Raw genomic sequence first — 12878 nt, 5'->3', positions numbered from 1 at the left:
TTGATGTCTAATACTAAGTAAAAAAATTATTGACTAATTGCTTTATCCAAAACACTTTGATAGTCTTCAATATTCGGGTTATTACGATGTTGAGCGAGAATTACCCCAGTAGATGGTTCAATAATTGTTAGCATTCCCGTTTGAGTTTTGTTTTCTGCTAAAAATTTTGCTAAACCTAATTCTTGAGCTTTAGCTTCAGCTTGAGCAGTGGTAGATTTATCACTCATGTCAAAGACAACAAAATGAACCTTATCAGCATAATCTTTCTCTAGTTGCGAAAGAGTCAGAGCAATATTTTTACAAGCGGGACACCAACTAGCATAAACATCAACAAGAACGGGCTTTCCTTGTAATTCTTGAGCTAAGGATGCGCCCACAGTTCCGGCTTTACCAGCACAAGGGTTTTTACTAGCACAAGGGTTTTTACCAGCACAAGGGTTTTTACCAGCACAAGGGTTTTTACCAGCACAAGGGTTTTTACCAGCACAAGGGTTTTTACCAGCGCAAGGGTTTTTACTAGCACAGGGGTTATTCTGTATCTCTTGAGTTTCAGTTGCTGAATTAGTTTGACTGACATTTGGATTGACGCACCCTGTTAAACTAGCGATACTCAGAAGGGAAACTATAGATACAAAGGAAAAAAATCTAATTTTCATGGGCTTTAAGATGTATTGGAAAAAGTCTGAGATACGTTTTTGACAAAATTCCTCAGACTTTGAACAACAGTACTAAGATTTTTGAATTGAATTTTTTTGATTAAAATTTTCGGAGGAATGTGATTGAGATGATAATACTCACCATTCACTTATTTTTGAGAAATAGCTGTATTGAGTACGGACGTATAATCACTTAGTTTATTATTGTTGCGATACTGACTGAGAATATCTCCGGTTTTAGGATCAACGATGGTAACACTACCTGTCTGAGACTTATTAGCGTTGAAAAAGTCTTCTAAACCCAATTGTTTTGCCCTTGCTTCTGCTTGACGAGCTTTAGCTTTATCGCTAACGTCAAATACAACGAAATGGGCTTTATTCCCATATTGTTTTTTCAATTGAGATAAAGTAGGTGCTATATTTTTACAGGCAGGACACCAACTAGCGTAAATATCGACAACAACGGGTTTTCCTTGTAATTCTTTAGCTAAAGGACCACCTACATTTCTAGCAGATTTACCAGCACAAGGATTGTTACCAGCACAAGGGTTTTTACCAGCACAAGGGTTTTTACCAGCACAAGGATTGTTACTAGCACAGGGATTTTTACCAGCACAAGGGTTAGCTTGAGCAATAACAGTATTATTTTCTAAGGCTGAAACCCTCAAGTTGTTAGCCACTAAAGAAACAGGGATAACAAGGCTAGTGAGAGAAAGAGTTAACCAAAATGATGCGGATTTCTTAAACACGATCGAATCTCCTGAGTTAATAATTTTTTCTTCTGTGTCTATTAAAAAGAGTCAAAATGAGGAGAAGATGAATTTAAGATAGAGATTAGATAAAATTATTGGTTTATAAAGATTCAATAGAAACCAACTAAAAATACAGGCAAGATGCCTGTATTACGGTACAACAATTATGATTTTTACCCTTATATTTGTCATGCGAAAGACTTAATATAAAAAGTAATGAAACTCAACTTGGCGGAGACGTCCATAAACCGATTTCAAATAAGTCTCTGCTACCAGTAAAGCCTTGTCCGATAAACAGAAGTAATGCTAAACAGTTTAAAATAATATGTATATTGCGCCATTTTTGAGATTTATCTCGATAAATATTATTAATAATCGCTACAGAAAATATCATTAGTAAACAGATTGTTATTCCATAGTAATAATGAGACCAATACCATTCATTACTACGGCGAAATATTCCTTCTTGACTTCCTAAAATAACTATTCCCATACCGCTTAAAGTGGCGAAAATTCCACGCCATAATTTTACCCTAGCATGGTATAAGAAAATAAAAGAAACTATGGAAAAAAGAAAGATTAAGATAATAAAAATAAACAGAAAAAAATCTGTTGCCCACAGTTCATTTTTAAGAATATTTTTGGTGATTAGAGGTTGTGCTAATCCAATTAAAGTAACAAAAAAAACGGTACTTGATAGTATTTTGCCAATGGTAACATGATTAAGACCAACGGATGGAGGTATTTTACTTTTTTCACCTCTTTTTATTTGTAAATGTCGTTGAAAAGTTTCCCACGCAAAATAGAAAACGATACCAAGTAAAGGAAAAACTGTCACAATGACGAAAAAAGGATGAATTAGGAGGCTAAATTGTTCTAAAGTCATAACGATTTATCAATAAATATTTTTTAATTATTCGATTGATTTTCCTTTTAAATTAGTTATATTTGAGAAACAATGAGGGAATTAGTTTTTGGTTCACGCTCAAAAATAAACTTAGGCTTAATTAAGGTTTTCAGTAACAAGCCAATAGATTGAAATTCCCCTGGAGTTTTTTTAGATTGCCATTGCCCCGGACGACAATAAAGTAAGATAATTAACTGTCTCAGTTGTGTTAAAGTCATTTTCTCAAAGCAAATTTGAACTAAAGGAAACTCACCATCAAACTCGGTGTGAATAACCATTCCTGTTAAATTAATTGATTCTTCCTGTAATTCAATTTTTAGAGGTAAAGCATCACCACGACTAATGCGGGGAAATTCCTTTTGAGTTAAAGCCACTTCTACGCCCACTTCAGAAATGTTATTGGTTACGCCCCAAAATACTTGTCCAGATTCGAGGGTTAATTTTACAACACGCCGTAATTGAAACCAATGGTATAAACTGTGATTAGGAACATCGATGAGAATTAATAAAGCAACTCCTAACACAATCAGATTATAGATACCCCAAATCCAACTCAGGTTAATTCCCTGATACTGATACAACAAATCTGCGGGAGTATTGACTTCGGCAATAATGCAAATACACAAATTTAACCAAAGACTAACGGCATTAAGAATAAATAAGATTAACAACGGAAATGCTAAACCCCAGTTAAAATGATATTTATTTTGTATCGTTCCTTTAGGAGTAACTTTAAAACCTTTAGAAAATGGATTCAACATCACTTGAATTACGGTAATAGCAAGGGGAAAAGCAAGAACTAAACCATAAACATTGGATAAAATTGCTGAACGAGAATGATGATTAAGCCAAGAGAAAACGGTAATTTGGGTAATATAGTAGGGTAGGAAAAAATAAAGAAAATCTGAAACATCAGCGCGAATGGGAATCACATTTAAAAATCCATAGGCAAGAGGCATCATTAAAAAGACAACCTGAGAAATACTGGTAAACCAGTGCAATAACCCTTCTAAATGTGCCAATCTTTGTAGCCAACTTAATCCCTTAATGGTTAAAGGATTAGAATCAATAAAAAAGGCTTGTAGTGTTCCTCTTGCCCAACGTAAACGCTGAGTGGCATGGGCGGAAATATTTTCTGCGGCTAATCCTGCACTTAGTTTTTCATCTAAGTATATTAAACGATAACCTTGAGCAGAAAGACGAACCCCTGTAAAATAATCTTCACTTAAAGAATCTGTGACAAATCCCCCTATTTCTTCTAAGGCTCTACGCCGCACCACAAAAGAAGTTCCTGAACAAACTACACTCCCCGCACCGTCTTTGATGGGTTCAATCTGACGGTAAAAAACTTCTTCTTCTGGGGTTAATACATTCTCTAAACCAAGATTGCGTGCGATCGGATCTAAATTATAGAAGTTTTGGGGTGTTTGCACAAGGGCAACTTGGGAATCTTGAAAAAAGCCGAGGGTGCGTTGGAGAAAATTACGGGTGGGAATAAAATCAGCATCGAAAACAACGATAAATTCTCCCGTTGTCTGGGGGATTGCATAATTGAGATTTCCTGCTTTAGCATAAAGATTGTTAGGACGAGTACGATACTCACAACCTAATTCTTGAGCTAATTTGGCTATTTCTGGTCTTTTTGTATCATCAAGTAAATAAATAGTTTTCAATTCATAATCTATCGCCTGACAACCAATTAATGTTCGTCGTAAAATTTCGATAGATTCATCATAGGTAGGTATTAAAATATCAACAGTAGGTTTAAATTGATGTGCGATCGCACTTTGTTGAGCTAAATCTGCTTCTCGACGGCGATTTTTAACCCGAAGCATGAGAAGTAATTGTAAACTACTACTAAATAAAACTAATAATTCTAAAAAGAATAAAAGTAAACTAAAAGTACCATTTAATGGATCACTAAGGTTTAAACTGGATAAAGAGCGCCACAATAAATAACGAATCAATAATCCCCATAATATCAGAATTACGAATGTCCTAGACCAAAAACGAGGTTGAGGAGAAATAACCGTAATTAACCAGACAGATAAAAACATCACGATGGTAGGAGTTAACAGAAATTTACCCATAATCATGGGAGTTTCTAACCACATCGGTGGATTTTCTTGGAGAGAATTAAAATAGGTAAAAATAGTAGCGATTTCACCATTTCCCGTTGCCCATAAAGCGACAATGATTGCGGATAAAAGAATGATACTAACTAAAACAAGAGTTGCAGTTTGGGGTTTGAGCTTATTTTTTAAGGAATTTTGTTGCAATATTTGAGATGGCTGGAGCATTTTCTCTTACTAATCAATTATGTATTATCTGTTTCGTAGTAAGGGCTTTAGCCCTTATTATTGTCATTGCGATCAATATTTAATAGATATTTTTAACAATAATTTGATTAAAACCCATGAAGATGAGGAGAACATGAATTTAAGATACAGATTATATAAATTTTAATTAGAACATTTTTAAAACTCTGATTATCATTCTGAATGAACGTTAAGAATCCTCAAAGCGTCCTAAACAACTTGGTCACTGCTATAGTTGATGATTTTTGCTGTTAGATTTTACAGGCAAGATGCTTATTTTAAGGAATTTATAAATGCCTGTTTTACGGGATTCATAAACGATTAATCTTGTTTTTATTTTCCCCTCATTTTGCTTACTTATAATAATTATAAATATATTTATTTTCTATATATGAAAAAGCAAGATTGGTTAGTGGATAACAATGGGGTGTGCCTTCCTTTAAAAATTCTCTCTATACCCTCTAAAACTGCTTCTGTGTATCGTCTTTATCGTTTTTTGACAGATTTAGAAGATATCCTCGAAACAATCCAAGATGACGAGAAAAGATTAGGTGCGATCGCACCTTTAATGAGAAAATTATTAAATGAATCCCCTTGGTTATATTTATCCATGCTAGAACCAAATCCAGACACAGGGTGGGAGATAATGACATTATACGATGAGCCTTCCTTTCCCTTAACCGTGCAGTTAGTAGCATGGGCAGGAGGCACGGTGTCACCAATTCATAATCATGGCTGTTGGGGTATCGTGGCATTATTAGAAGGCAAAGAAAAAAACACCTTTTGGCGTAGGAATCCTCAACCTAATCAACCTGACAAAATCGAAAAAGTAGGGGAAAAAATCCTCACCGAAGGAGATATTCTCTGTTTTTCAGCAGACGCTATCCATCATATCGAAGCGATGGGAAATCAACCAACTATCAGTTTTAACTTATACGGAGAAACAGACTATGACAGACGATTTGAATTCAATGCCAGAGAAAACACCGCCATCAACTTTTAATAACTCTAATACAGATGACGTGCAAAAAAAATTAATATTACCCCATGAAAAAAATTTAGAAAATGCCTATAGGGAAGCTAATAACGAAATTGATAATTTATGGGATGCGTTAATTGCTGATGGATTAGATGATGAAATGTGGTGATATTTTCTGTACAAATGTTTTTTATTTCCCCCAAAATCTTGTTTTTCTATTTTTCCCGCAAAGACGCAAAGGTATTTTTCGATATGTGGTTTTTGGGTTAAAGGAAGCAAAGAAGTATCTATGTAAAGACTAAAATTATGAAACTAATTAGACAGCTACAAAAAATCATAAAAAAAATAAAAATACCCTCCTCATCTTTGCAATTTCAATTAACCTTAGAATTAGTGATATTATCGGTGATAGGTTTAGGAAGTGTGGCTTTTTGGGCAGGGTGGCAAATGGAACAGAATTTAGTAGCCGCCCATAAACAAACCTTAGAATATATAGCAATGCGTTTCCCAGAACAATTAGAGGTTTATAATGAAGCCGAATCCCTTGAAACTGTTATCGAAAAAGCCATTTCACGGGTAGAAACATCAAACTTAATGGTATGGGTAAAAAATCCCCAAGGACAACTATTAGGACAATCTTCGTCTCTTAATAATTCTCTGGTAGAATTTCAAGCGGTAGAAAATACTCAACAAATACCAACTAAACCACAAGTTGTTAGATTTAATGGGCGTGATATTGTCTTGTGTGGTACTCCTTTGATTGTTAATGGGGATATGGTGGGAAAACTCTATCTTTCTCAGGATATAACCCTTGATCAACAAAAATTAAACTTTAGTCTCTGGCGCTTATTCTTTATTAGTATTGTTACAGTCACAGTTTTAGTTATTGCCATATCATATACTATTAGCACTGGTTTAAAACCTTTAAAAAAAATGAGTCGGGTTGCCTCTACTATCAAAGCAGATGATTTAAGTGGGGCAAAATTAACCCTAAATCAAGCACCTCAAGAGATAATTGGACTAGCACAAGCCTTTAATGAGATGTTATTTCGTCTTTCTGCTTCTTGGGAGCAACAACGGCAATTCGTTGGTAATGTTTCCCATGAGTTACGCACTCCTTTAACCATTGTTTTAGGTTATTTACAAAGCTTACTGCGCAGGAGTGATAATTTAAGCACCCATCAAATTCAGGCTTTAGAAACTGCTACGGCGGAAACGGAAAGAACTATTAGAATGTTAGAAGATTTATTGGATTTAGCCCGTGCAGATAGTGGTAATTTACATTTTCACTGTCAACCTTTGATGCTAAATACTTTGGTGACAGAAGTAGCCCAAATGAGTCAAAAAGTAACCGATCGCACCATCAATTTAATAATTACTGATGAGGATGTCATTACCTGTGCGGATCAAGATCGTCTGCAACAGGTTTTAATTAATTTAGTCGATAATGCCCTTAAATATTCTTCTCCCCCTCAACCCATTGATATTATTTTAGAGAAGTGTTTTCCCAATGCCCTAATTCATATTCGTGATTACGGTATCGGTATTTCTTTAGCACACCAACAACGAATCTTTGAAAGATTTTACCGTGCAGATGATGGTATGACTCGCTCACGGGATGGCACAGGGTTGGGATTAGCCCTTGCTAAGGGTATGATTGAAGGAATGGAAGGTACAATAAAAGTGCGATCGAAACCTCAAGAAGGCAGTGTTTTTACAATCAGTTTACCTTTATGGGGAGAATAAGATGACTAATTCAATTCTTGTAGTGGAAGATGATCAAAGACTATCTCAATTTATCGTCACTGAATTAAAATTAGAAGGCTATGAAGTGGCGACTGCTGATGATGGCATGGAAGCCTTAGAAAAAGTGAGAGAATTTCCTCCTGATTTAATTATCCTTGATTGGATGTTACCGAGAATCTCCGGGTTAGATGTCTGTTTGCGATTGCGCAAAACGGGTATTAAAATCCCTATTATATTATTAACTGCCAGAGATGAAATTCCCGATCGAGTTTTGGGCTTAAATTCTGGTGCAGATGATTATTTAACCAAACCTTTTAGTATTGAAGAATTGTTGGCAAGAATTAATGCTCGTCTGCGTAGTAGTCAAGTAAATGATACCTCAGAAATTCTCCAATTTGCAGACTTAAAACTGAATCTCTTAACTAGAGAAGTATTCAGGAGTAAGGATTCGATTGAACTAACGGCAAAAGAATTTGATCTATTAGAATATTTATTAAGACATCCCCGTCAAGTATTAAGTAGAAATCAAATTATCGAAAATGTCTGGGATTTTGACTTTATGGGAGAATCAAATATTATTGAGGTTTATATTCGGGCATTAAGACTCAAATTAGAAGTCAATCAATCCCCTCGTTTAATTCATACTGTCAGAGGAGTTGGTTATGTGTTAAAAGACTCTCCTTCTTAGATTAGTAGTGAATATTCTGCTGAATAAGTTATCAAAATATCTATCGATATTAACAAGTAAAAATAAGATAAGTTCTTTATGGGCTTTTCAATTAGGATCTCTATGGGTTTATTTCTAAGTTATAATTCTTATTTTACAACTATAGAGTAAAAAAAATGATTCCGATTCTTAGTAGTACATTAATTGCAGTTACTCCCTATAATGGTTCTATACAGGAAAATAATACTACTATTGTTAATCAGAATCCATCCTCGATTATTCTGGCTGAAAAAGATACTTCTGTTTTTTCCCCTCGTGTACAAAGGGAAGAAATTTCTCCTATTCCTATTTCTGTGGAAAATCCCCCGGAAACAACTGCGGATGGCTTAGGCACACCGTTGAAGATAAATAGTTTAGGACAATCAACGGTTAGTTTTGATGATAATTCTTCTTTTCGTTTTGCCACTGATGTAAAGCGTTTAATTACTGTCAGTCGTAAAGGCTCATCACGGGAATATGATTTTAACACTAAGGGGAGAGGTTTTTCTGTGGTGCAAAATCCAAATACTCAAGAGGGTCAAGAGGTTGTTAACTCTTCTTTAAATGTAGTGGAAATTCTGGCAGATGAGCAGGAATATTTAGATCAACAGGAAATTGTTAAGGCTAGGGGTAATGTGGTAATTCGTTTTTCTAATGGGGTGTTGAGGGCTGATTTAGTTTCTGTGAATTTGCGCGATCGCATCGCTGTAGCGGAGGGAAATGTAAGTTTACAAAGGGGGGAGCAAAGTTTAAGGGGCGATCGCTTCGAGTATTATTTTGTGAGGGATGAGGGGGTAATATTTAATGCTCAAGGGGAGATATATCAACCAAATCTAGCCCAAGATTTTCGGGGAGATACGGGGAATAATCCTGTTAATGCTCAAATTCTTTCTCAACAAATAGAAGCTAATCAACCCCTAAGAAGGGTGACATCGGCGGAAGGTTATAGTTTTGTGGTTGGTAGTGTGAGAGATTTATCTTTATTGCAACAGGCGGGGGGAGCACCTTCAACTTCCAGTGGAGGGCAAATTAATCGTTTTCGTTTTCAGGCGGGGAAAGTAGATTTTAATAACGAGGGATGGTTTGCCACTAATATACGTATTACCAATGATCCATTTTCTCCTCCAGAGTTTGAAATTCGAGCAGATACAGCAAGATTAAGAAGTATTTCTCCTTTTCAGGATGAATTAACAACTACTAAATCTCGGCTTGTATTTGACCAAACCGTTTCTATTCCTTTGTTTCAAGATCGTTTAGTTTTCGATAGGCGCGATCGCCGTCCCGGATTATTTAATATTGGATTTGATGGGGAAGATTTGGGGGGATTGTATATAGAAAGAGATTTTGAGGTTTATAGTGATCAAAAAACCCGTTTTACTTTAACTCCTCGCCTTCTACTACAAAGGGCATTTTTCCCCGATTCTTTCTTTGATGATAATGCCATTGATTCTGAGGAAAATGGGGGCGTATTTAACCCCAGTAGCTACGGTTTGGTAGCAAATTTAGAGGTGGATTTTGCTGAACGTACCCGCCTTAACGGAATTCTTAATTTTACTGGTTTAGACTTAGATAATATTGAAAATCGTCTGCGTGCCAGTGTGCAGTTAGATCAAAAACTAGGAGAATTAAACGCCCCTCACACCCTCAGCTTACAATACAATTACCGCGATCGCCTCTTTAACGGTTCATTAGGTTTCCAAACAGTACAACAAAGCTATGGAGTAATCCTTACCTCTCCTTATATTCCCATTGCCAATAGTCCTTTTGGTTTAGTTTATCAAGCCTCTGTTCAAAACATCAACGCTGACACCGATAGAGAAGATTTACTAAGAAGCAAAAGAGAAAATAACCGTGCCACTTTAACCCGTTTTCAAGGAGCTGCGATCGTTACTGGTAATTTTTTACTATGGTCAGGAGAGGCATTGCCTCCCACCCCAGATCAAGGGTTAAAATTTACTCCCACTCCTGTTGTGCCATATCTTAGTTTGAATACAGGATTAACAGGGGTTGGTAGTTATTACAGTAATGGTGAGACCCAACCCAGTATAACCGCAACCGTCGGACTACAAGGACAAATCGGTCATTTTTCTGATCTATTTTTTGACTACACGGGATTTCAGGTCAGTTTTAGTCAGGGTATTAGAGGGGATCAATCTCCCTTTTTCTTTGATCGCTTCGCAGATGATCAAGTGTTATCCCTAGGACTAACTCAACAATTATATGGACCAATCCGAGCAGGAGTTCAAAGTTTTATCAACGTTAAAACCAATCAAGAAATTAGTACCGACTACTTTTTAGAGTTTAGCCGTAGAACTTATAACATTATCTTACGCTACAACCCTGTTTTAGAATTAGGTTCTGTGAATCTGCGCATCAGTGATTTTAATTGGGAAGGTGATGCAGGGTCTTTTGAAGGTAGCACCGGAGTCCGTTCTGTTGTTGATGGTGTCACAAGAGGTAATTAGTGAATAGTGAATAGTGAATAGTTGATAATTACTCGTTACTGGTTACTCATTACTCCCTTAAACCTGACACCTGCCACCTGATACCTGCCACCTCTCCCCCCATCCCCTCATCTCCTCCTCACCTGAAACCCGACACCTGACACCTCCGAACCCTAACTAACCCCCAATACCCCAACACCCTATTTCTCCTGTAAATCTGAAGTTTTGAAATAGTAAAACCTGAACTATATCTTAATAAAAGTTAAAAATAAAATATAAAATATTAAGAATGAATAAAAATTTGGAAAATTAAGCAATATCTATGATATTTGGAATCAACTTGAGGGAAATTTTCACGACCAAAGCCGGTTATTTTCTCATCGGTCATATTGTAGCCATGGCTTTTGGTTTGGCTGGTTTATTGTTAGTCTTGCCTCATCCTGAATTTATCGCTAATTTACCCCCTATTGGTCAATCTGCATTCAGTTGGTCTATGATTGGGGGCGGAGTTATCTATATGATTTTAGGGTGGAGTGCGATCGCAGTTTATGCTTATACTCAATTAGGGTTATGGCATTGGTTAGGATTTATGCTTCCTGCCTTAAGTATTTCTTTAACCAGCGAGTTATTAGGTACGAGTACGGGTTTTCCCTTCGGTGCATATCATTATCTTTCAGGATTAGGTTATAAAATTGCTGGATTAGTGCCTTTCACTATTCCTCTTTCTTGGTTTTACCTCGGTTTCAGTAGCTATTTAATTACCAGAGTCGGTTTGAATAGATTAGATATTCCTAATTGGTTAAAAGACTTAGGTGCGATCGCATTTGGTGCATTATTATTAACCTCATGGGATTTTGTTTTAGATCCTGCCATGAGTCAAACATCTGTACCATTTTGGCAATGGGATCAACCGGGAGAATTTTTTGGAATGCCCTATCAAAACTTTATCGGTTGGTTTGCCACAGGAGCAATATTTATGAGTGTGGCAACCTTAATTTGGCGAGTTAAACCCTTACAGTGGGAAAAAATTTCTTTAACAATTCCTACTGCTGTATATTTAGGAAATTTTGGCTTTGCGATGATTATGAGTATCGGAGCAGGGTTTTATGTTCCTATTTTCCTCGGTATTTTACTGGGAGTTATACCCTTAATTATTTTTCTTCGATTGGCTTATAAGGAAGAAACTTCTGATAATAATAGACAATTAGTAATTAGTAATTAAGAAAAAGCAATAGGCAATAGGGAAACCCCTCTGTGTCTCCCCTTAAAAGGGGAGAGGAGCAAAGATAATTAAAAATAAAAAACACCTGAAACCTGTCACCTGACACCTCTTTCCGAACCCTGAACTGAGGTTATTTATTGCTGAAATGTTGTTCAATTAAGGCAAACATACCTAAATCTAATGCTTCCTGACATTCAGGAGATGCAAATGCTTCATTATGGGCAAATTGTAAATGAGGATATAAGGGCTTGAATTCCTCTGCTCGTCTTTGGGCTGTATCTATCCTGACAAACATCTTTCCTTGTTGACTTAACTCATTCATAAGTCTTAAAGCCGATTCACTAAAGATTCTTGGTACAGATGCTGAAACTATTTTGCAAGGTTGTGTTAAGGTTTCTATTTCTTTTGCTGTGATTAAGTCTGCTTGGGGTTTTCCGTCTTTATCTTTCCATGGAATTGCGATCGCAACATGGGTAGCATTATGTATTACTTTTACTAGGGAATCTTCACAAATTACTTGTGCTGGATTTATTCCTCTTTCTTGTAAGTAAAAACTTTGCCTATTTTTATCGATTAAAGAGGGACTAAAAATATGGGTGTTCAGATTATATTTTAGGGATTCATTAACAATAACTTTACCAATATTTCCTACTCCAATAATAGCTATTTTATTTTTATTTTTATCTGCTTTATATAGTTCTAAATATTTGAGCATATGTTGAGCAACATAGGGGGAATTAATACCGGGTAAATTACCCACTTTTATATTTAATTTTTCGGCGGTAAAAACTGCGATCGCTCTTGTGTCAACTCCTCTCCTAATTACCATTAATTCTCTTTCATTACCCACTGCTGAGCGCCATGAAGTTAGAACCCAAGCAGGAACAGCATTGCTACCAACGATTAAAATATCAGGTTGAAATTGAGTTAGTAAATAACCTAATCTATCAATACTAGGATCATTTTCTTCATCGGGAATTTGTTTTGCTCCAATATCTGGTACATATAAAATTGCTTGATTATTTATTTCTTGATAATAGGCTTTTTTATCTTCTAAACTATACTTTTCATGAATTGATTTTAAATTAAGTTTTTCAATGGTAGCAGATGCTATCGGATGAGTAATAATAACTTTTTTCATAAAATAA

11 protein-coding genes are annotated in these 12878 nt (G+C 35.9%); 6 read left to right on the top strand and 5 right to left on the bottom strand.

Annotated elements, in window-relative coordinates; genetic code table 11:
• Positions 1-26: 26 nt before the first annotated feature.
• The 4 genes from CYAN10605_RS12695 to CYAN10605_RS12680 all read right to left on the bottom strand — a co-directional run bounded on the left by CYAN10605_RS12695 (position 27) and on the right by CYAN10605_RS12680 (position 4615).
• Complete coding sequence (locus tag CYAN10605_RS12695; protein ID WP_015220353.1) at positions 27-656, bottom strand: TlpA family protein disulfide reductase; 630 nt, start codon at positions 654-656, stop codon at positions 27-29.
• Positions 657-805: 149 nt separating this feature from the next.
• Positions 806-1405: a TlpA family protein disulfide reductase gene (locus CYAN10605_RS12690; RefSeq protein ID WP_015220352.1), complete on the bottom strand. Its 600-nt coding sequence runs from the start codon at positions 1403-1405 to the stop codon at positions 806-808.
• Between the two features lie 226 nt (positions 1406-1631).
• A complete protein-coding gene (locus CYAN10605_RS12685; RefSeq protein WP_015220351.1) occupies positions 1632-2294 on the bottom strand; it encodes a DUF4079 domain-containing protein in 663 nt (220 codons plus the stop codon).
• A gap of 56 nt (positions 2295-2350) precedes the next feature.
• Entirely contained in the window at positions 2351-4615 is a 2265-nt protein-coding gene (locus CYAN10605_RS12680) for a glycosyltransferase family 2 protein (RefSeq protein ID WP_015220350.1), read from the bottom strand.
• A 409-nt stretch (positions 4616-5024) separates the two neighbouring features.
• Here CYAN10605_RS12680 and CYAN10605_RS12675 point away from each other — a divergent pair, with 409 nt between their 5' ends.
• The 6 genes from CYAN10605_RS12675 to cruF all read left to right on the top strand — a co-directional run bounded on the left by CYAN10605_RS12675 (position 5025) and on the right by cruF (position 11730).
• Positions 5025-5636 (top strand): cysteine dioxygenase family protein, encoded by a 612-nt coding sequence (locus CYAN10605_RS12675; RefSeq protein ID WP_015220349.1) that lies wholly within the window; start codon positions 5025-5027, stop codon positions 5634-5636.
• Entirely contained in the window at positions 5605-5781 is a 177-nt protein-coding gene (locus CYAN10605_RS18625; RefSeq protein ID WP_190275000.1) for a CopG family transcriptional regulator, read from the top strand. Before CYAN10605_RS12675 ends, CYAN10605_RS18625 begins: the two co-directional genes overlap by 32 nt.
• 137 nt (positions 5782-5918) lie before the next feature.
• On the top strand, positions 5919-7358 hold the full coding sequence (locus CYAN10605_RS12665; protein ID WP_015220347.1) for a sensor histidine kinase: 1440 nt from the start codon (positions 5919-5921) through the stop codon (positions 7356-7358).
• A gap of 1 nt (position 7359) precedes the next feature.
• The gene (locus CYAN10605_RS12660; RefSeq protein ID WP_015220346.1) at positions 7360-8046 is read left to right on the top strand and encodes a response regulator transcription factor; all 687 of its coding nucleotides are present in this window, start codon (positions 7360-7362) and stop codon (positions 8044-8046) included.
• A 155-nt stretch (positions 8047-8201) separates the two neighbouring features.
• The gene (locus tag CYAN10605_RS12655; protein ID WP_015220345.1) at positions 8202-10529 is read left to right on the top strand and encodes a DUF3769 domain-containing protein; all 2328 of its coding nucleotides are present in this window, start codon (positions 8202-8204) and stop codon (positions 10527-10529) included.
• A 301-nt stretch (positions 10530-10830) separates the two neighbouring features.
• Positions 10831-11730 carry a gamma-carotene 1'-hydroxylase CruF gene (gene cruF / locus CYAN10605_RS12650; RefSeq protein WP_015220344.1) on the top strand — a complete coding sequence of 300 codons (900 nt, stop codon included), beginning with the start codon at positions 10831-10833 and terminating at the stop codon, positions 11728-11730.
• A 130-nt stretch (positions 11731-11860) separates the two neighbouring features.
• On the opposite strand, the gene CYAN10605_RS12645 is transcribed toward cruF, so the two are convergent.
• Positions 11861-12871, bottom strand: a complete 1011-nt coding sequence (locus CYAN10605_RS12645; RefSeq protein WP_015220343.1) for a Rossmann-fold NAD(P)-binding domain-containing protein — start codon at positions 12869-12871, stop codon at positions 11861-11863.
• Between the last annotated feature and the right edge of the window lie 7 nt (positions 12872-12878).

Origin of the sequence: Cyanobacterium aponinum PCC 10605, from assembly GCF_000317675.1 — a bacterium.
In the GTDB taxonomy this organism is placed as follows: domain Bacteria; phylum Cyanobacteriota; class Cyanobacteriia; order Cyanobacteriales; family Cyanobacteriaceae; genus PCC-10605.
This window is presented reverse-complemented; position numbering and strand designations above follow the sequence as displayed.